Genomic DNA, 20,392 nt, shown 5'->3' with positions numbered 1-20,392 from the left:
ATCACCGGTTACGAAGTCCCTTATTCGATCTCTTCTCCGCCATCCACCCGAGTGGTGTAGCTATGGCTGATGGTCGCTTCCTCAATGTCATGAAATGCCCAATAGTTCTGGGTCACATCAGACCAAGCTGAAGTCGGGCTACCGAATAAAGGCCCTCTTTTCAATACTCTATTGATAATGGTTACCGCTTCTGCGCGGCTTAATAGCTTATCCGGCCCGAAGCTTCCGTCCGGCATCCCTTTCATATAACCTGCTTCTTGAACTAGGGCAATATTGTGAGACGACCAATGATCTGTGGTATCCGGGAATGACGAAGACGAGTCTCCGGTCAGATTCATCCAGCGTACCACAACCGCCGCCATTTCGGCTCTAGTCATAAATACATTCGGTCCAAAGGTGCCATCCTTATATCCTGTCATCCATCCCTCCGAGGTCACTTTAAGAATATCATTTGTGGCCCAATGGAAATCTTTCTTATCCTTATAATCTACGGTCTGGATATTTAAGTTCTGACCTGCTCCAACCCGGGACAAGATCGCTGCCATTTCAGCTCTCGTAATGGATTGATCCGCTCGGAATGTGCCGTCAGGATACCCATGCATATAGGGTTGATGTGCGGATGTTTTCTGCTGGGATGCTGCCCAGTTGTCTATATTTAGTACAGTAAATGTACTGAATTTGGAAACACTGAACTTCAGTCCAAGCTTATCGGTCGAATACTGCACGACTTGAGGCTGGACCAGCACTTTCTCGCCGTCACTATGCTCAATATAGATCGCCAAATGAGATAGGAATGTCTCCCGCTCAGCCGCTTCCGTTGGAATCACATGACTTGGCAGCGGAAGAATCAGGTCTACCGAATGATCTTTAACACCTGTCTCAATAGTCATTGGACGGCCTATGACTTTAATATCCCCTGTTCCCGCAGCCGCTTGAACAACTTTCTCTTGCTTCGCCCGTTCCTCAACAGACTTGATCGCATTCGCGTTCTTAACAGGGGTGAATTTGAAATGATATTCCCCGTCTAGTTGGGCTATAGTTTGCTGTGGAAGGATCAATCTTACATTGTCTGTGTACAGTTCCAGATTCACTTTGCCCGAAGCCAATGTCTTCATGGTGTCCTTGGACATTCCAATCTCGAGCTCAGAGACCTTGTCTTCTGAATCCGGGAAGACTAGCCGAACTGTATCAAGTCCATCGGCAACAACCTTACCCACGGCCTCGAGAGCTTTTGCAGAAGTATAGTCCACCTTGTCTTTTTTCGATCCGTCCGGCTGGGTCGTCCGAATAATTGTAATGTTCGAAAGAGGCGAACTGCCCGTTTGCCCGCCGTCCACATTGATCGTGATTGCCTCGACCTGGGGCTGACTTCCTACAATCGCAGGCTGAGGCTGTACCTCCCCAGGGCTCTCCGGTGTTTCCGCTCCTGGATCAGGTTCCTGCTCCTCAACATCTTTTACAAAGCTTAAATAGAAATCATCAATCGTTCCCCATGCGCCGCCATCCGCTTTGATATTGGCTCCGATCGTAAGAGTCCCATCGGTAACGAGAATATTCTGGATCTCGGGATTATTCCACTGCGCCCACCCGTTTACACCAGTGTTCACTTTCACTTCCTTGCCACCCGTTACGGCAAAGAGATTCATATCAGGATTTGCAGCATCTCCCCCTTGGATAAACATGGAGAGATTATAATATCCCGGCTTCAGCCCGTAAACACTCTGCACAACACTAAAGTACACGGCATTCGCAGAGTAGAAGTGCAGAGAATAATTCCCTGTCTTGGCATCTGTAACCTTGTTCTGATAGTCAGTATGCGGTTCACTTCCCTCACCATAGGTGATCTTCCACATACTTCTGTCGGCATGCTCAAAGCCTGCATTGACGATATAATTCTCTTTTTTAATGACGAGAAATGCCTGTACCGCCTGACCACCTTCTACCGTTCCACCAATCACATAACTGCCCGCACCCTGGCTAATGGCTTGCTCAAGCGCGACTTGATCCCACGTTACTGCTATCGCCCCGGTACTTCCATCATTGTAAGTAACACTTACAACTGTTGGAAGATGGATCGACTCCCCAGCAATCGCTGTCACGGAGACATCCTTGATTTCATCTATGGCAATGGGGGCGATGGCCCCTGTATTCACATATTTGAACACATTCAGCGAAGCAAGCGGATGTCCACCAAAATCAAACAATGCCTGGTTGTCAACGGCACTGCCACCATACCATACCCCCGCATCTACAGGGTCATATTCCTTCGCATAGCTAGAGGCCCAACCCGAACCGTATTGTTCCCAAATCTTTTTATTCTGTTCCAGGTTGTCTTTCGGACCTACCGGAATCCACGCAGGCTCCCAATAAAACACCCCAATTCCCGCCTCACCCACATTCGCAACAGCCTCGATCACGTTCCTAACCGAGTTGGCCTGACCTTGAATGCTGATGGGGTAGTCCAGGACTTGACCCGAGCTCTGAGGCGCTGTATTTCCATGTCCATCCCCGTCTTCAGCCGTATAAGCGTAAGAGGTTTCAGCTACCATCACTTTTTTGCCATAAGTATCGGCAACCTGCTTCAACTCGGATGTCAGATTGCTTAGTGTGCCGTGCCAGAACGGATAATAAGAACTCGCAAACACATCATAGTCTACATTATTATTCAGCAAGGTCTGCGCATAGGAAGCATATCTACCCACCGACTCTGGATTCGTAAAATGCAGTGCGATCAGAATATTGGAGTCGATCTCTCGAATCGCTCTGCTACCCTCGTTAAACAATTCGCTGATCTTCGTCCAATCGGATTCCCCGACGAATTGTCCATTAGTTTCATTGCCTACCTGAACCATACCAATATCAATCCCCTGATCAAGCAGGGCTTGCAGGCTTTCTTTAGTATAGTTGTACAGTGCGGTTTTCTTATCTTCGAAACTCAAATTTGCCCATGCCTTGGGCGTATGCTGCTTGGCCGGATCGGCCCAAAAGTCGGAATAATGAAAGTCCACCAACAGTTTCATACCGTTAGCAGTCGCCCTTTTGCCGATTTCAATCGCGGTTGCCAGATCATTATTGCCGCCGCCATAACCATTTCCTGCTGCATCAAAAGGATCCTGCCATATACGTACCCGAATGTAATTAACCCCGGCTTCATGTACGGTTGTAAAAATATCCTGCACTTCTCCGCTCTCATTATAAAACTCGACTCCGCTATGCTCTAATGAAATAATACTAGAGATGTCCATGCCCTTGATAAAATCAGGCCGGAGTCCTTCCACTTTCTTCACAAAAATATCCGCAGCCACCGGCGGGGTCACTTCCGTACTCACTGGTTTCAACTCAAAGCTGTCCACATGTCCCCATGCTCCGGGAGCCCCGCTTATGTTAGCCCCGATCACAAGATTGGAGGCATCCTGGTCCACAACAAATTTCAAACTGACCGTCCCCCAAGCATTATATCCGCTGGTAGTAGCGATAGTTGCCTTCTCGGTTCCCGCAAACAACTCAACATTTCCCGCTGCACTTCCAGCGCCGCCCATCGACTTGACCGAGAGCTCATAGCTTCCCGCAGGGAGGGACAAGAGGGTCTGCTGCACTGTGAACGTCTGGTTTCCAGCGGCCGTATCTTTGATCCAATATTTGAGGGAGTGATCTCCTTCATCTGGTGTGAGCCAGGAATCATCGGCATAGGCAAATCGCTGAATATCTACTTGATCCCAGTTTGCCGTGTTCACACTCCATGATTGATCGGTCCAAAAATCCGTTTCGAAACCACCATTCACAATATACGAACTGTTCAAATCTGCAGCCAAAGCAGTCCCCATGTTGAATGAAAATGAACTTAACGTCAACAACACCGCTAACAATATAGAGATAACCTTTTGTTTAATTCTCATGTTCTGATCACCTTTCCACCCTAATCTTTTATTGTAAATAAGGCCTTTCGATTTATGTAACCACTTACATTCATCAATATACCAATAGTTAAAATATTAGGTAACGTATGAAAAGAGAACAATTTGTATGCTTAAGCAATCACTTTAACTGTTGCACTCTTCCACCTCACTTGGACTCCCTTACTTTCTAAGAGATGGCGACATTCTAGACACAGCGGCAAAAAGCCGTCTCCCGGTTTAAGCGGGAAACAGCTTCCTTCTTTTGTGCGGAAAAAATCCACTCATGTCTATTTCTAACGCACCTTATATGACATAGGATACTGTATCGAATTAGGTATTCTTAGCTGCCTTCGATAAGAGCTAGAGATGTGTCATTGTTAGAAGCGCTAGGGTAACGCAACAAGTGAACAATATATTAATTGAGGTGATATAACATGAAATCAAGCAAAGTTATTTCAAAAAGAAGAGCGTTTGGTCGAATCCCTGAAGTTGTCACTATCCCTAATCCATTATTTAAATCACTAGAAGGCAAATACTTTGTAGGGCAAACACAAATATTGACTTTTGGACGCGGGACAAACGCATGGGGCGGCTTAATCAACCCAAAAAATTCAGGAGTTAATCTATTTGTTAATGTCTATACTGTCACAAATTTCTCTGGCAAATCCTTTCCCGCCAAAGTTTTCCTGAATTCCCTCCCACCCGGACATCCCCTCACCTCACGGCTTGTTAGTCCTACCAATACCTCACGTAATTCAATTCCAAAAGTAAAAATACAGTTTGTCAGATCAACAATGGGAATACCGAGAGGGGGTACGAATGTGTTTCTCCGGGAGACGTCACCGAAAGCAACTTTGGTCAGTGAGGAAGATGGGAAGTTTATTATCCCACCTGGAGGCTCATTCGTCATATTTCTCGCCGGGCCTCGCTCCGGAATCGTTAAATCAAAGATTGCCTTCGGCTGGTGGGAGGAAAAGAGGAAATCTGCGTTTAAATGATTGTAAAGCTCTGCTTTCTTCCCCTGTTGATCACCGTCTCTAATTGTTAACCGTAGTCTCTGCTGTTTTTCGAACACCGCGCAGCCATACTTCGCGAATCGATAACGTATCCGAGATATTAGCTGTTGGGTCCCCGTCAACCAAGACCAAGTCCGCCCTTTTCCCCTCCACGATATGTCCGCGATCGTTCAGGCCGAAACGGCGGGCTGTTTTTGAGGTAGCTGACTGAAGGGCTTCTACAGGTGTGAATCCCGCTTCCACCAATAGCTGCATCTCGTGGTGTACGCTAACTCCATGGGCAAGTCCGCCCAGCGATGGAACCGGTACGGAGACATCCGTACCCACTAGGATATCTACGCCTGCTCGATGAAGGTCCATTACATTCAGGTAGTTATCTTCCATGCTGCCTTGCGGATAAGTATTGAAACTCGCATTCAGAGTATCGAGCCATTCCGGACTGAGCTTGGAACTCACACGCGGATCCCTCGCCAATTCCGATGCAGGTTTACCGATAATCGAAGAGTTCAAGACGAGACATGGCGTAACGAAAGCGCCAGCCTCTGCAATTATTCTCACCAGTTCTGGAGTGGCTTCAGGGCGGTCAATGAATAAGTGAGCGAGTCCCTCAACCCCGACTTCTATGGCTTGCCGGGCAGATTCGGCAGTTAATACATGGGCAATCGCAATCTTGCGATACCGATGCGCTTCCTCTACAGCTGCTCTCAGAATATCTTGGCTTAGGACAGGCAGTCCGGGCGCAGCTAATACCGTCCCTTCCTCGATCATAATCTTGATATAGTCGGCTCCCTCTTTAACTTGTTCGCCCACGAATGCCAGGGCTTCCTCTCGGTTCGTTACCGTGGGCGCCTCCCCGTGATCATGCGCATGAGCAGCCAGCATGGCGTTACGATCCTCCTCGCTCATCTTCTCCAATTCCTTCAGTACAAAATCTGGAATTTCCCCATCACCCGGCATGAGTTCATCGGGATGCCCGCCAGGAGATGTGACCGCCATCCCAGCAGATCGTACATCGGCAATATCCTCTAACCCTTTCAATTGTGCCTCACGACCACTTTTCGTGAACCCGCCCATCATTTCCAGTTCAGTCGTAACTCCGAATTTCAGTGCATCGCGCAAGCCCTCTACGGAAGTGTGAACATGAGCATCGATTAGTCCCGGCAGTAAAGTCCCTCCTTCCGCATCGATGACAGCTGCATGCTCCGGTATTTCCCCGCCCACCGATAGGATCTGTTCGCCTTCGATCAGGACCGTTGTGGCTCTGATCACTTTCTCGCCGTCAAAAATACGCACGTTGGTGATTGCAGTAATCATTGTATTGTCCTCCTATATTAGAATATTTTTTATTTATGATTGAAATATAACAGTTTGAATTCAAACTGTCAATCTAATGATTAATTGAATTCTAACAATTTATCTTTGACAATTAGGTCTCCAAAAATTAAGATGGTCTTATAATTAGATTTCAAACTATAGCAAAGGAGTCCGGCGCAGGATGACGAAGCAAGGCTTACATACCCCTTACTCAGATTCGATCCGAGACATCGGAATGAAGATCAGAGTTATGGCGAATACCCGATTATCTGAATTGGAGCTGAACGCGCAACAAGGGCAGATGATGGGCTACATTTTTGAAAATCAGGACAAAGGCTTGATCCAGAAGGATTTAGCCGATCACTTTAACCGAACAAGTGCTACCATTACCAGTATGCTTCAAGGGTTAGAGAAAAAAGGATACATTAAACGGGAGATTCCAAAAGAAAACGAGCGGCAAAAAAAAATATACTTATTAAAAAAAGGAGCCGACCTTGTCGAAGAATTCGACGACATATTCATGGAAGTAGAACAGAGCATTACCCAGGGCCTTACCGAAGAAGAAAGCGAAACCTTCATGAAGTTATTAATCAAAGTTAAAGCGACCATGTAGCATATAAAACTGAAAAAGAACCCTGCTACTTGATCGTACTTTTGTAAATTCAACTTATCTACTATCGTTTTAGCCAAAACTTGCGGTAAATGTCAGCAGGCTTACAAAAAGAAACAAGACCCATAAGTAGCCGGGTCTTGTTTCTTTCCTTGGACGGATCTCATTCCCGCATCCAAACTGCTCGTCCGCAACTACCTGTACGGTCAGGTGCAATGAGGTGTCGAAGTACTTATACTCCCTCTCAATTCGGGTTTGCAACTGTTTTTCTCTTACGGTATACGCTCAATTTCTTCAGATAATAAGCTACAATAACGAACACTCCCATGATGCCGGTATAAGTCAAGATAACGGAAACGAAGCTCACGTTTCCTCCCTTTCCCCCTCGATCGAATCCCGATTGACCTCCTCCGCCGGAAGGCCGGCCTTCCCTCGTTCCGCCTTGTTCTCCGCCTTTAAAAGCCCCCTTGCCTTCGAAGCCTGATTGCTGCGTGTTCATGCCGAATACCGATACCGAGCTTTTTAGCTGAGTGACGTAAGAGGTCTGATTGATTTGGTATAGACCGAATAACAGAATGATCAGAGTCAGGCCTTGCGCAACATACCGCATCCAAGCTCGGCTCTTCTTTACGCTGGTCATTTTTTCACACATGTTTACAACCCACTGCCAATGAAGCCCGACATGGATCCCAATTAGCGCCAGCACCAAAAAAGATACCGAGATATGAGTCATTTTAAACCAATTCTCATTGCCCACGTTAAGGTTTGGGAATAACACATGGGAAATCAAGATCCCGCTGACGATGATGAACGTCATAGAAACCATCAACAAGAAATTTAATGCATAACTGCCGCGCACTCTCCAGGACAATCTGCGATCGAACATTTTTAAAGTGACCCTCTTCACCCAACCCCAATTCAGAAGAATATGAGTGATATATGCCCCGGCAAAAACGAGGCCCGCAATTTCATGAAACTTCAACCCACCAAACACATTTTTGTTGAAAAACAAGACGAACAATAAGCCCATTACCAGATCAAGCGCAAACTTAACATAATTGATTTTCTTCATCTCGTTCACCCTCCATATTTAACTCAACTCAGTATGTAGGGTGAACCTTAAATGAATCTTAAGTTTAATCCGATTATATTGTTGCGCTGGCGTATGATCAGCGATAACACTCATAAAGCGAAAACTTCCCCAAAAAAAAGAAACCGTTTCTTGGTAAATGAACTCGTCATTTACGAAAGAAACGGTTTGTCATACTATTACTTAATGACGACGTATTCCAAGTTAACCAGCTTAGCGTAGGTCACGATTTGGTCTGTCGTCAAGTTCAATGAAACAACGGTATGATGGCCGCCGCCATTCTCGATCCAAGCCTTCACTCCGTCTTGGAAGTTCGGTTTCACAGTCCACAAGACGCGAGCTACAGGAAGGTTCGGAGCCGGAGCCGTTGGCTCAAATGCGGTAACTTCATTGATTAGCAGTTTATAATGCGTGCCTAAGTCCATCATAGAAACGACGACGCCTTCGCCAGCTTTGCCATCGAATACAAGACGCGCAGGATCTTCTTTACCACCGATGCCGAGCGGCGAAACAATGATTTTTGGCTTATTGCTTGCCAAGGACGGATCGACCTCTAGCATATGAGATTGCAGGATAGCTTCTTGACCAGCCGCCATCTCGTAAGTGTAATCTTCCATAAAGCCCGTGTTTAGATTGTGGCTCATTACCTTCAACAAGCGGTCAAGCGCTGCAGTCTTCCAGTCGCCTTCGCCGGCAAAACCGTAACCTTGCGCCATCAGACGTTGGACCGCAAGACCTGGAAGCTGTTTCATGCCATGCAAATCTTCGAAGTTCGTCGTGAAGGCGTTATAACCTTTATCGTCCATGAAACGTTTGAGGGCAATTTCATAGCTTGCTTGGATTCTGACGCTCGCTTCCCAAGCTTCCTTGCTGTTCGTGCCATAATCGAATTCGTACTGCTCCGCATACTCGGCCATCAAATCATCGATTTCCTGCTCCGTAACGGCATTCACGTATTGTACCAGATCGCCGATGCCATAGTAGTCTACTGTCCACCCGAATTGAATTTGAGCCTCGACCTTATCGCCCTCTGTTACACCAACATTGCGCATGTTGTCGCCGAAACGAGCGACTTTGATATTGAAGCTTTCGTTGTAAGCAACGGCTACGTCCATCCAGTCCGCAATCTGCTGCTGCACTTCTTGTCGCTCCCAGTAGCCTACGACGACTTTATTTTGTTTCTTCAGACGGGCATTGATGAAGCCGTATTCGCGGTCACCGTGAGCAGCCTGGTTCAGGTTCATGAAGTCCATGTCGATCGTTGCCCAAGGAATGCTTTCATTGAACTGCGTTGCCAAGTGAAGCAGCGGCTTCTGAAGCATTTTTGTACCGCGAATCCACATTTTCGCCGGCGAGAACGTATGCATCCACGTGATGATACCCGCTACCTCGTCGCGATAGTTGACCTCTTTCATGAGGTTTGTAATCTTATCGGCAGTGACAGCCAGATCCTGCAAGACAAGTGGATAAGGGAGCACACCACTATTATTTAAGGCATCCGTCATCGTCTGCGCATGAGCTTTTACTTCAGCTAGCGCTTCTTCTCCGTACAAATGCTGCGAACCTACGATAAACCAAAACTGTTTAGCTGCTGTTAATGACAATTGGATCATCCTCTTTTCATTATTTAAGAATGGGTAAGGCTATTATTTCTGCCCGTAGTAGGCATTTTTTCCGTGCTTCCGAAGATAGTGCTTATCCAGAATGCCCTGAGGCAGTTCTTTGGCAAAATGGTTCAATTGCCGCGCGTACAAATTCATTTTGCATACTTCCTCCAGCACGACGCTGTTCACGACCGCTGCATTCACGTCTTTCCCCCAAGTGAAAGTCGCATGCCCCTGGAGCAGGACGGCCGGGATAGACATCACATCCACTCCGAGCTTCTCAAACGTTTCGATAATAACGTTACCCGTCTCCGCTTCGTACCCGCGGTCAATCTCCGCTTGGTTCAGAAACCGTGCACAAGGCACGGATCCATAGAAAGTATCCGCATGCGTTGTTCCCATGACAGGTACATCCAGTCCCGCTTGCGCCCAGATAGTTGCCCAGGTCGAATGGGTATGCACGATGCCGCCGATTTGCGAGTAATGCTTATACAATACGGCGTGAGTCGGGGTATCGGAGGAGGGTCTCAGGTCTCCCTCGACCACATTACCGTCGAAATCCACAACTACCATGTCGCTCGGCTGCATCTTTTCATAGCTGACTCCGCTCGGTTTGATCACGAACAGACTACTTTCCCGATCGACTGCGCTTGCATTGCCCCAAGTGAATTTCACGAGGCCGTGTTTTGGCAAATCCAGATTCGCTTGATATACCTCTTCTTTAAGTTGCTCTAACAATGTTAGTCCCTCCTGTCCTATAGTAGATGGTCTACAGCCGCCTGTTCAATGGCTAGTCCTGCTTGGTATCGTTTGATAAATGCTTGGAATCCTGTGACATCCGCTGCATCTGGAGCAATCTCCAGTCCTTCAACATCTTTAAAGACCTTCTGCTCAAGGAAGTCCTCTAGGCTCTCTCCCTGACCCTTATTGGTCATGTAGGAAGCTAGCAGCGCCATGCCCCATGCCCCGCCTTCGCCGGCCGTCGACATGACTGAGATCGGTACGTTTAGCGCGGCGGCTAAAGCCTTTTGTCCAACGACAGGAGTTTTGAAGAGGCCGCCATGACCCAAGATACTGTCAATCGCTACCTGTTCATTCTCAGTCAAAATGTCCATACCGAGCTTCAATGCTCCGAAAGCACTAAATAAGTGCGTCCGCATGAAATTAGCCAGATTAAAGTTGCTTTCAGGCGAACGAACGAATAACGGTCGGCCTTTATCCATTCCCGTAATATTCTCGCCCGAGAGATAACCGTAGCTAAGCAAACCGCCAGCATCCGAATCGGCCTCCAATGCCTTATTCAAAAGCACGCTGAACAACTTGCTGGAATCCACGTCGTATCCCATAGCTTCGGAGAATTCACGGAATAATCCTATCCAGGCATTGAGATCACTGGAACAGTTGTTAGCATGCACCATGCCGACCGGACTACCGTTTGGTGTCGTAACCATATCGATTTCCGGGTAAACCTTGGATAGTGCTTTCTCCAATACAATCATTGCAAAAACGGAAGTACCCACGGAGATGTTGCCCGTACGCTTCCTCACACTATTCGTCGCAACCATGCCTGTTCCGGCATCGCCTTCCGGAGGACATAGCGGAATTCCGGGCTGCAGATCGCCAGACGGGTCCAGAATGGCGGCTCCAGCCGCAGTTAGTACACCAGCTTGCTCGCCAGAGAGTAACACCTTGGGCAGGAGACCCTCAAGCTTTAATGGATAGCCTTTGGCTGCGATTATTTCATCGAATTGCTTAACCATCGTTGGATGATAGTTATGGGTTGACTCATCTATAGGGAAGATACCGGAAGCATCGCCGATACCGATCACTTTATTGCCAGTCAGCAGCCAGTGGATATACCCGGCTAACGTCGTTACAAAATCAAGGTGTGGCACATGCTCCTCTTGGTTTAATATCGCTTGGTATAAATGGGCAATAGTCCAGCGCTCAGGGATATTAAATTGGAACAAGTCCGTTAGTTCCCTAGCTGCTGCCCCGGTAGTTGCATTGCGCCAAGTCCGAAACGGTACTAGCAACTCCCCCGTGCTATCGAATGCCATATAGCCGTGCATCATAGCGGAGAACCCAATCGAACCAACAGTCTGGAGGGTAACTCCGTAATTCCGATCCACTTCCTGCTTCATTTCACGATAAGCGGTTTGGAGGCCAGTAATAATATCCTCCTGGTTGTACGTCCAATATCCGTCTTTCAACAGATTCTCCCACTCATAGCTTCCCGATGCGATAGTCTCGAAACGCTGATCGATCAGGACCACTTTGATCCGCGTAGATCCAAATTCGATACCCAGTGAAATATTTCCTTGGGTTATCGCTTCTTTCAAGTCCACATGATTCATGATCACTTCTATCCCCTCTCTGTTCACGGTTTGCACAGAAATTCGATTCCTATACTAGCTGCTTCCGATCCAATCGGCCACTCGATGAGACAACCGAAAGGTTTGGACCGAAAGAAGGCGGTTTCACTAACCGACAGTTTTAGTATATTTTTTGTACGTACATTTGTCAATATGTTCTAATAGTTATACTAACATAATCCCATCCGAACTCCTTATCAGTCTGAGAATGGTACTTTTCCATGAATAATAATGAAATTTGTACCGTATAGATTGCAAAATGATGTAATACAACTTGCGTTTCACGTAATTCATGCTAGAATGTGTACGTACAACTTTTTCGAACAACGATGAAAGAAGTGGATTGCATGAAGCCAAAATACCAGATCATTATTGAAGTTATCAAAACTCATATCCTCTCTGGAACCTATAAAGCAGGCGAGAAAATCCCTTCGGAGATCGCTTTGCAAGAGAGCTATAGCGTTAGCCGGCAGACGGTTCGAAAAGCCATTCTGGAGTTATCCAACGAGGGGTTCCTGCGAAGCGAGCGGGGTTCCGGCACTTACGTCAGCAGCCAGTACCGGTCCAAGACGGGGGCCAAGTCCATGAATAAAACGATCGGTGTCATCACGACCTATATCTCAGATTATATCTTCCCCTCCATTATCCGCGGCATTGAAAGCCGATTAAATGAAGATAACTATTCTTTGCTGTTAGCCAGTACTAACAATGATATCTCCCAGGAAAAAAAAGCGTTGGAAATGATGCTGTCCTACGGCGTGGATGGACTGATTATAGAGCCTACAAGAAGCAATGTATTCAACCCCAATATCGCTTACTATCTATCTTTTAAGGAGCAAGAGGTTCCGTTCACAATGATCAATGCCTATTATGAAGAATTGGAAGTTCCTTTCTTCTGTCTGGATGACGTGCAGTCCAGCTATCTTGCCACCCGGGAGCTGATTGCCAAGGGACATACCCAGATCGGCATTATCGCCAAAATGGATGATTTGCAAGGAAAGTTTAGAATGAAGGGATTTATCAAGGCTCTTGGGGAAGCCAAGTTACGGTTCCAGCACGAGCATGTGCTTTCTTTCGACACGGAGACGAAGCCGGATCTGTCCGCTAACTTGGAAATATATCTGAACGACAATCGGGATGAATTGACCGCGCTGGTGTGTTACAACGACGAGGTAGGCTTGGAAGTCGTCAATGTCTGCAGAAAACTGGGGATTTCCATTCCGGACGAGTTATCCATTATCGGTCAGGACAATTCATATATCGCCAAAAATGCGAATATCCAACTAACGACGCTGACGCACCCCCAAGAACAAATGGGACGCGATGCAGCGGACTGGATTATTAAGAATTTGCAAGGCAAAAAAGACTTGCCCACCAATACCTACTACCAGCCCGTATTAGTTGAAGGTGAAACCGTGAAAGTCATTGAAGTGGAATAGCAGAACCTCTTATTGACTATTATCATCTTCATTTGTTTTTGTAAACCAATCGGTATACAATAGAACAAACGGATTAGAAATGAGGAGATAAAATGAAGATACTTGTACCCCCATTTAACCGAGAAACTGCGATTGAAAAAGTCAGAATGGCTGAGGATAGTTGGAACAGCCGTGACCCGCATCGTGTATCACTTGTTTATACGGAGGATACTCGCTGGCGGAACCGCGCTGAATTTCCCGTCGGTCGTACAGAAATCGTGAAGCTTCTCTCAAGTAAATGGGCTACGGAACTAGAATATCGTCTGATTAAGGAGCTTTGGTCGTTCACTGACAACCGTATTGCAGTACGCTTTGCCTATGAGTGGCATGATGATCGCGGAAGTTGGTTCCGCTCCTACGGAAACGAGAATTGGGAGTTTGCTGCGGATGGTTTGATGAAGCGTCGATATGCGTCGATTAACGATATGCCCATACTTGAATCTGAACGTAAATTTCATTGGCCGCTCGGTCGGCGTCCTGATGACCATTCCGGACTTACCGATCTTGACTTATGACCCGTACTGTATTCGAAAAGGCTGATGTAATTCCGATGGTTGCCGAGGTTTTTCGAGAGCTTGGTTATGAAGGGGCCTCCATGAGTAAGATCACGGCCCGCACAGGGCTTTCCAAAGGAAGCCTGTACTATTTCTTTCCCGGTGGAAAAGAGGAAATGGCCGCAGAGATTCTTACACATGTAAATACTTGGTTCGCCCACAACGTGTTCGAACCGCTGGAACAGAACGATCCGCATGCGGCTATTCAACAAATGTGGAGCGAGGTCGACGCGTATTTTCGATCAGGCCAACGGATTTGTCTCATAGGCGCTTTTGCTATCGACGAAACTCGAAATCGGTTCGCTGCGAGGATCAGTCAATACTTTAAAAGATGGATCGATGCCTTATGTGGTGCGCTTATTCGAGCGGGTACCCCCATTGAATTGGGAACTAGGATTTCAGAGGAGGTCGTCAGCGGGATTCAGGGAGGATTGATCCTGGCTAGGGCGATCAACGACGAAGAGATATTTGTGCGTACCCTCACAGGTCTTGCGGAACGAGTCGCCAAATGTACTCAGAACGGCAGTCAGTAATTTACTATTCATGCTGGGCGCACAGCAAAAACCCGACCATAACTAGGTCGGGTTTTATATTGCCTCGGAAAGTCAACTTTCTCCATGTAAACAAACAATTAATATTGCGTTCCAACAAATCAGTTATATAGTATCATTCTCTATCCTATAATGCAGGTCCTTTTTCCTGAAATGAGATGGGTAACCGCACTGCAACACTTCCAGATGTATTGCCCATTGTATCAGATACTTCAGTTGTAATTTGATATGTGCCTGTGTCTACGAAATTAAATATAAAATTATTACCTAATTCAATGACAGCTGACTTATTATCTGTCCATGTTACTATAGCCGTTCCCGGTTCTCCCCAGACTGCTGAAGATTCAATCAGGCTAGTTATTGCAGATTTTGAATTTTCATTTAAGTTCTCAGTAAATAAAATTGTGATTGTATCTCCTGTTGTCAAATCGCCACTTGAATCAACATCTTCAGCTAATGACTCTGCGAAATCGGGTGCTGTTGTATCAGGAGCTAAAGTTGATGGCAACGTTATGGTGAGATCTGCCGCAGGTATATTATGAAGCGTAGCATATACATTTGCAGCAGTAATATCAAATGTGTCGCTATATCCCGGTCTAAGCAGAGTAAACTCAGCACCCATCGTAACAACAGCAGTCTTACCATCTCTCCACCTTAACTTAGCTCGATGTGCCGAATAACCCCAGGCATCATCCGTTTCAATTTGGTTCTTTATAGCGGCTTGTGAATCTGGATGTAAGTCCTTTGTAAATACAATTGTGATTGTATCTCCATATGATAAATCAATACCATAGCCGACATTCTCTCCAGTTACCGATGCTATATCAACCGGTGATGCTGCATTCAATGCAACATTCAGCGTTTGCGTTAAAGCCGGAGTACTGTAAGAGGTTGCCACTAGCGTAAACGATCCTACATTTGCAGTGCTCTCTACGGTAATTAAGCCATTCGTAGTTACACTTACCCCTGTTACCGGAGTAAGCAAGCTCCAAGTTACCGTTTCATTGCTCATTGTGCTGCTATTTTGATCTTTTACTGTAGCTGTATAATCCCCTGTCGTAATTCCACTATCCGGGATCGTGATCGAGTTGCTTCCTGTTATCGCGATGCTCGTTACGACCGAGTCGCCACTATTAGGTGGTGTTGGCGTTGGCGTCGGTATTGGCGTTGGTGTTGCCGTCGACGTCGGTGTTTCCGTCGGCGTTGGCGATGCCGTTGGTGTTGCCGTCGGCGTTACCGTTGACGACATTGACGTTGGTGCCGTCGATTGCCCGTTGATCGCATCCACTCTGGATAGGCCTTCGGCATTTACGAAGATCGTTGCGGGATCCACACCCGTAGGAACGACCATATTAGTAATGGAAACATCACCTTCTAGAACAATCTGCGAATCGCTTGTTACCGCAAGATTTCCGATTGTTCCCGTTACATTCAGATGAACTTCGCCAGCACTGTCATTTACGATCACCTTGTCGATGTCCACCGATCCGGAGAACGTTGTACTGCCAACTGGCGTATCGTTGGCTGCATCCGAGTTGCCGAAGATCAGCGTGTCAATCGGTTCCGCACCGGAATATTGCAAGCTTACTCCAGGCTGAACAGTAACCGTGTTAAGAGTAGTGGACTTAGCAGCATATGCGGCTGCGAGACTGGCGAAATCGCTGGCAGCGTGAGCGTTGGCGTAGTTGATAGCGCTAGCGATGGCATCTGCGGTAGCGCGAGCGGCGGCGGCCCTAGTGGCGGCAACTCCGGCGGCGCTAGTGGCGGCGGCTTGAGCGGCGGCTGCGCTAGTGGCGGCGGCTTGAGCGGCGGCTGCGCTAGCGGCGGCGGCTTGAGCGGTGGTAGCGCTAGCAGCCGCAGCGGCGGTTTGGGCGGCGGCATCTGCGCTAGCGCTAGCGGCGGCAGCGGCTGCGGCTTGAGCGGCGTCATCTGCGGCTGCGCGAGCTGCGACGGCTACGGCGGCTTGGGCGACGGCATATCGGGCAGCTTGAGCGGCGTCATCTGCGGCTGCGCTAGCGGCGGCATCTGCGGCAGCTTGAGCGGCGGCAGATGCGGTAGCGCGAGCGGCGGCATCTGCGGCTGCTTGAGCGGCGGCAGACATAGTTGTAAAGAGATCGGTATTCACCGACGCCGTAACATCGAATCTTGAGTTTTGAACGATAACTTTTATTGGGGAATTGTCTTTATATATGCCATTGGTCTTATCCAACCTCGCGGCTTCAAGAAGTAATAGATATTTTCCCCCTTCCACATACTCATCCACACCTATATCTTCCTGTGTCTTTGTTGGAACAACAGTGGGCGGCAGCGAGAATTGTATTCCCGGAGTGCTGGGAATTCTTATGGGGGGAGACATATTGGTGGGCGTATAACCGAATTGGCCAGCAGCAAATGAAGAAAATATTTGTGTACCGCCACCGGAATTCACATGAATAAGGCCATCATTAACTTGGACATAAAGGCCTGGAGCACGATCGATACCCGGTAATGGAACGGGTATATCACCAACAGCGAGGATGCGAACTACGCTATTGGAGTTGATGCCCCGCGATAGAGTCGGCTTCTCACCAACAGCAAGGTTGCGGACTGCACTCTTGGAATGGATGCCCGGCGATGGATCCGGTATATCGCTAACCGCAGGAATGCCGGTTGCATTCTTCAAGTTGATGCCCGATTGGGTCATCATGTCCGGGATGGTATCGACCTTTTTCACCAAAGCGCTGTTATCTAAGTACAATTGGCCAAGATCACTATGTAGAAGCCATATATTGGCGATCTGCGATTTCGGACGATCATTGTCTTTCAGGTATATTGTTTTGCCTGTGACAAGCGTGTCATACGCAAAGAAGTCCGATTTGAGTTCCGGGGTCAGAATCAAATCGCCTTTAACTTCCAAATGAGCCAACGAGACCTGGTTTACGCTTACCATCACGCTACCATTGACGATATCGCCTCCAGCATCAAATCCAATAGGCGTATCCCGTCCGGCTAATGCACCTTTGTAACCAATTACTAGGCCTTCAACAGACTGTATCGTGTCTCCCACAGCTGTAAACTGAATCGCCGCGTTCCGTAAAGCTGAATGGTTAATGGGTTGAAAAATACCTTGTACGGATTTGCCTGCGTGATAGGTCTGGCCGTCGATCGTAATTGTGCCGTCATCGCGAATGTCTTGAATGATCGAAGGACTGAAAAAGGAGCGGTACAGCAGGGTAATTGCTTCAGCCAGCACAATATTTGCATCTGGAGTGAAATGATCCTTGGATGTTCCGGAGGTAATACCCGCTCTCGTCAATGCAAGAATACTGCCTGCATACCAACTGTTCTGCGGAACATCAAGAAATACGCTGCTGACTGCCGACTCCGGCTTCAGCTTCTTGGCTGCAGCGATCAAGCTCGCCCCTTCGGCTCTGGTAACCGGTAAATTGGGACGGAACGTGCCTTCCGGAAATCCATGCACAAGTCCTGCATCGTAGAGGGCGGCAACATACCCTGAATATGCGCCAGCAGGCACGTCTTTAAAGGGCGAGACGCTAGTGGACGGAGACAGTCCGAGCGATATCGCTAGCAAAATAGCAAAATCGCCGCGTGTCATAACGAGGGAAGGATTTAACTCCTCTCCTGTTGTTGGGTTCAGAATGCCCAGCGTAATCCAGGCGTTAACCGCCTCAGCGTACCAGGCTTGATCCGGAATGTCCGAATAGTGCGGCAAATCAAGAGCAACGGACTGTGCAGAAACAGTTGAATCGGCTGGGGTTGTCTCTTGCTGTTGTGATTCAGATGCCATGCTAACCGGAGAGCTGAAGGTTAACAATAGCAGCAAAGCTAGCGATCCAGCCACCCAACTTGCAGGTCGATTAGTAAGTATCATCCAACATCTCCTTTCCTTTAAATCAATTTTCTGGAAACACTTCTTATCATACACGATATCTTTCAAATATTGAGATATTTTTATTTAGATATTTAATTTTGAATGACTCCACACTTGAGACCCGTTGAATACTGCTCTAAAGGATCACCTCCCCCTCCGCTTCTGTCGCACTGATACAGGCAAGTTGTCGAGAACACGTTACTCCTGTGGATTAATAGAAGAAGGCTGTCATTTGTTTATCATACCTTCGTACCTTGACTTACAAGGTATAACAGTTTATCTTATGGGTAAAATTCCGGGCTTTATAAGTCCCTATTATAAGCAGGAGGTTAATTCGGTGAACCAGGCTGTGGAAGCTTTTTTAAATGATGTATGGACGGAAGTCACTTCGATTTACGCTAGAGAACATCAAATGGTAGATAGGACAAAGAAGCACAGTCCCTTGCAGGCAGGAATCAGAGATTTTCTTCGCGTGGCATGGAGAAGAAGCAATGCTTACGGGGAACAGGGCAACATCCATATCGATATTGATGAGCCTTTCTCCTGGAGCGACAGTTCCTACACCATTGAAGCAGGCCCTTACATCGCAGAGTTGACCGATGAACTGCTGTCCCAAGAGTTTTTCCCCGCTTTATACGAGCTTGTTGATAACCTGTTCCGCTCTGATGATTTCGGTCCCTATTTTTTTGATTACCAGTTTCAAGTGGTATTTGAATTTGAAGGGGAGCATTCCGAATTGAGGCTTTGTCGCCGTCTGTTGCATGAACAAAAGCTGGCCGGGCTTCAAAAGTCGCTCGAAGATTTCATCCAAACCAAAGTTCTCTCAGATCCACCCGTGCTGCCTAAGGCAGAAGACATGTTCTTTTTTGCTTATCACCTCATGAATCCCGACCTCATGAAACAGCAAGAAGAGGTCATTGAACCCTTGATACGGCGTCTGTCCGATAAGCTTCAGCAGAACCAACAACGCAAACGGGAGTGGATCGGTCACTATACCTCGGCCTTCGATAAGTGGGCTCAGGAGCATTTTCTGCCGCAGTATTTTGTTCGTCCCGATGATTATGGATTCGATTGGAAGCTAAAGGAAGAGTCTATTCGTCATGTTGTAGATGCTGAGGAGATGGACTTCTTCCTATATATCGCCTTGCAAATCGGGTTCACCAAGCCAGATACCCGACAGAAGTACCTGGAACTTGCAGGACAACTAGGTTCTATGCAGGCCTTGCAGTATCTGAAAGTCGGCAGCGGTAAATTTAGGAGTACGTATCGGGGAGAGCGGGTAGAAGGCAGCAACAATGACGTAACGCAGACGATCGAAATCCGGATCCTTGCTGAAGAGGAGAAGGCTTACGGAGAAGCGTTAGATTATATAATCAACCTGTTGCAGGAAAGCTTCCCTAAGGGCTACCAGTTGAAGCTAAAAACTGTCCAAAAGCATTTTCTGCCGCTACACAATCTGGCGAAGTCAAAGCTGCATCAGTTTTTTGCCAATGCGCTCAGCTACCCGGCCCTCTTCCCTAAGCTTGCCGAATATGCGGATCTGGTTATGGAGGAGTTTGCGTGGTACCGGGATGTGGTACCGGGCGAGAAATCGGTGATGCCGGGTACCTATGCCGTATTTGGCCTTGGTTTATACAGCGAATCTTATTTTCCGTTAGTCTGCCGCTATATGGAGTTAGTGGATACGGAGCATCAAATGGTGCAAGACAGCTATGCTCAAGCATTTATTGATGCTCATGGCGTAAAGACGGAGCATATGCCGATACTTACTTCCATTCTCCTAGGTGGCAATGAGGAAGCGAGACCCGTCAAAAACATAACCATCGACCGTCCCGAGCTAGCTGAAGCGCTTATTCAGGTGCTGAAGAATAAAAAAAATCATGAGTGTGAGTTGGTGCTATGCCGGATTTTCGGCAGCGCGGACAAACTTGCGAGGGCCGTCCGACAAGCACACCCCCCACTTAAGGAAGGATTGGAACAATTGTCGTCCCTACTTAAGATAAGGTAAGCCGGTTTATCTCCATATATGATAA

General features: G+C 47.4%; 13 protein-coding genes. 6 read left to right on the top strand and 7 right to left on the bottom strand.

Annotation, left to right across the window (positions count from 1 at the left end):
* Positions 1 to 20 precede the first annotated feature (20 nt).
* Entirely contained in the window at positions 21 to 3,896 is a 3,876-nt protein-coding gene (locus H1230_RS01935; RefSeq protein ID WP_239713983.1) for a glycosyl hydrolase 53 family protein, read from the bottom strand.
* A gap of 434 nt (positions 3,897 to 4,330) precedes the next feature.
* On the opposite strand from H1230_RS01935, the gene H1230_RS01930 reads away from it, so the two are divergent.
* Positions 4,331 to 4,894, top strand: coding sequence for a DUF6143 family protein (locus H1230_RS01930; RefSeq protein WP_239713982.1), 564 nt, complete (start codon positions 4,331 to 4,333; stop codon positions 4,892 to 4,894).
* A gap of 39 nt (positions 4,895 to 4,933) precedes the next feature.
* Here the strand turns inward: H1230_RS01930 and H1230_RS01925 are convergent, their stop codons facing one another.
* Positions 4,934 to 6,226 (bottom strand): amidohydrolase family protein, encoded by a 1,293-nt coding sequence (locus tag H1230_RS01925; protein ID WP_239713981.1) that lies wholly within the window; start codon positions 6,224 to 6,226, stop codon positions 4,934 to 4,936.
* Positions 6,227 to 6,407: 181 nt separating this feature from the next.
* Between H1230_RS01925 and H1230_RS01920 the strand changes: the two genes are divergently transcribed.
* Positions 6,408 to 6,839, top strand: a complete 432-nt coding sequence (locus tag H1230_RS01920; protein ID WP_345773392.1) for a MarR family winged helix-turn-helix transcriptional regulator — start codon at positions 6,408 to 6,410, stop codon at positions 6,837 to 6,839.
* Between the two features lie 241 nt (positions 6,840 to 7,080).
* On the opposite strand, the gene H1230_RS01915 is transcribed toward H1230_RS01920, so the two are convergent.
* The 4 genes from H1230_RS01915 to H1230_RS01900 all read right to left on the bottom strand — a co-directional run bounded on the left by H1230_RS01915 (position 7,081) and on the right by H1230_RS01900 (position 11,887).
* Positions 7,081 to 7,908 (bottom strand): DUF4405 domain-containing protein, encoded by an 828-nt coding sequence (locus H1230_RS01915; protein ID WP_239713980.1) that lies wholly within the window; start codon positions 7,906 to 7,908, stop codon positions 7,081 to 7,083.
* Between the two features lie 197 nt (positions 7,909 to 8,105).
* Positions 8,106 to 9,539, bottom strand: a complete 1,434-nt coding sequence (araA, locus tag H1230_RS01910) for an L-arabinose isomerase (RefSeq protein ID WP_239713979.1) — start codon at positions 9,537 to 9,539, stop codon at positions 8,106 to 8,108.
* Positions 9,540 to 9,572: 33 nt separating this feature from the next.
* The gene (locus H1230_RS01905) at positions 9,573 to 10,268 is read right to left on the bottom strand and encodes an L-ribulose-5-phosphate 4-epimerase (RefSeq protein ID WP_239713978.1); all 696 of its coding nucleotides are present in this window, start codon (positions 10,266 to 10,268) and stop codon (positions 9,573 to 9,575) included.
* Positions 10,269 to 10,285: 17 nt separating this feature from the next.
* Entirely contained in the window at positions 10,286 to 11,887 is a 1,602-nt protein-coding gene (locus H1230_RS01900) for a xylulokinase (RefSeq protein WP_239713977.1), read from the bottom strand.
* A gap of 365 nt (positions 11,888 to 12,252) precedes the next feature.
* Between H1230_RS01900 and H1230_RS01895 the strand changes: the two genes are divergently transcribed.
* From H1230_RS01895 to H1230_RS01885, 3 genes are all read left to right on the top strand, one after another.
* The gene (locus H1230_RS01895) at positions 12,253 to 13,344 is read left to right on the top strand and encodes a GntR family transcriptional regulator (RefSeq protein ID WP_239713976.1); all 1,092 of its coding nucleotides are present in this window, start codon (positions 12,253 to 12,255) and stop codon (positions 13,342 to 13,344) included.
* A 92-nt stretch (positions 13,345 to 13,436) separates the two neighbouring features.
* Positions 13,437 to 13,898, top strand: a complete 462-nt coding sequence (locus H1230_RS01890) for a nuclear transport factor 2 family protein (protein WP_239713975.1) — start codon at positions 13,437 to 13,439, stop codon at positions 13,896 to 13,898.
* A complete protein-coding gene (locus H1230_RS01885) occupies positions 13,895 to 14,470 on the top strand; it encodes a TetR/AcrR family transcriptional regulator (RefSeq protein WP_275591078.1) in 576 nt (191 codons plus the stop codon). Before H1230_RS01890 ends, H1230_RS01885 begins: the two co-directional genes overlap by 4 nt.
* Before the next feature lie 145 nt (positions 14,471 to 14,615).
* On the opposite strand, the gene H1230_RS01880 is transcribed toward H1230_RS01885, so the two are convergent.
* Complete coding sequence (locus H1230_RS01880; protein WP_239713973.1) at positions 14,616 to 18,359, bottom strand: S-layer homology domain-containing protein; 3,744 nt, start codon at positions 18,357 to 18,359, stop codon at positions 14,616 to 14,618.
* Between the two features lie 337 nt (positions 18,360 to 18,696).
* On the opposite strand from H1230_RS01880, the gene H1230_RS01875 reads away from it, so the two are divergent.
* Positions 18,697 to 20,367, top strand: coding sequence for a DUF6138 family protein (locus H1230_RS01875; protein ID WP_239713972.1), 1,671 nt, complete (start codon positions 18,697 to 18,699; stop codon positions 20,365 to 20,367).
* Positions 20,368 to 20,392: the final 25 nt, after the last annotated feature.

Origin of the sequence: Paenibacillus sp. 19GGS1-52 (genome assembly GCF_022369515.1) — a bacterium.
GTDB lineage: Bacteria > Bacillota > Bacilli > Paenibacillales > Paenibacillaceae > Paenibacillus_AQ.
This window is presented reverse-complemented; position numbering and strand designations above follow the sequence as displayed.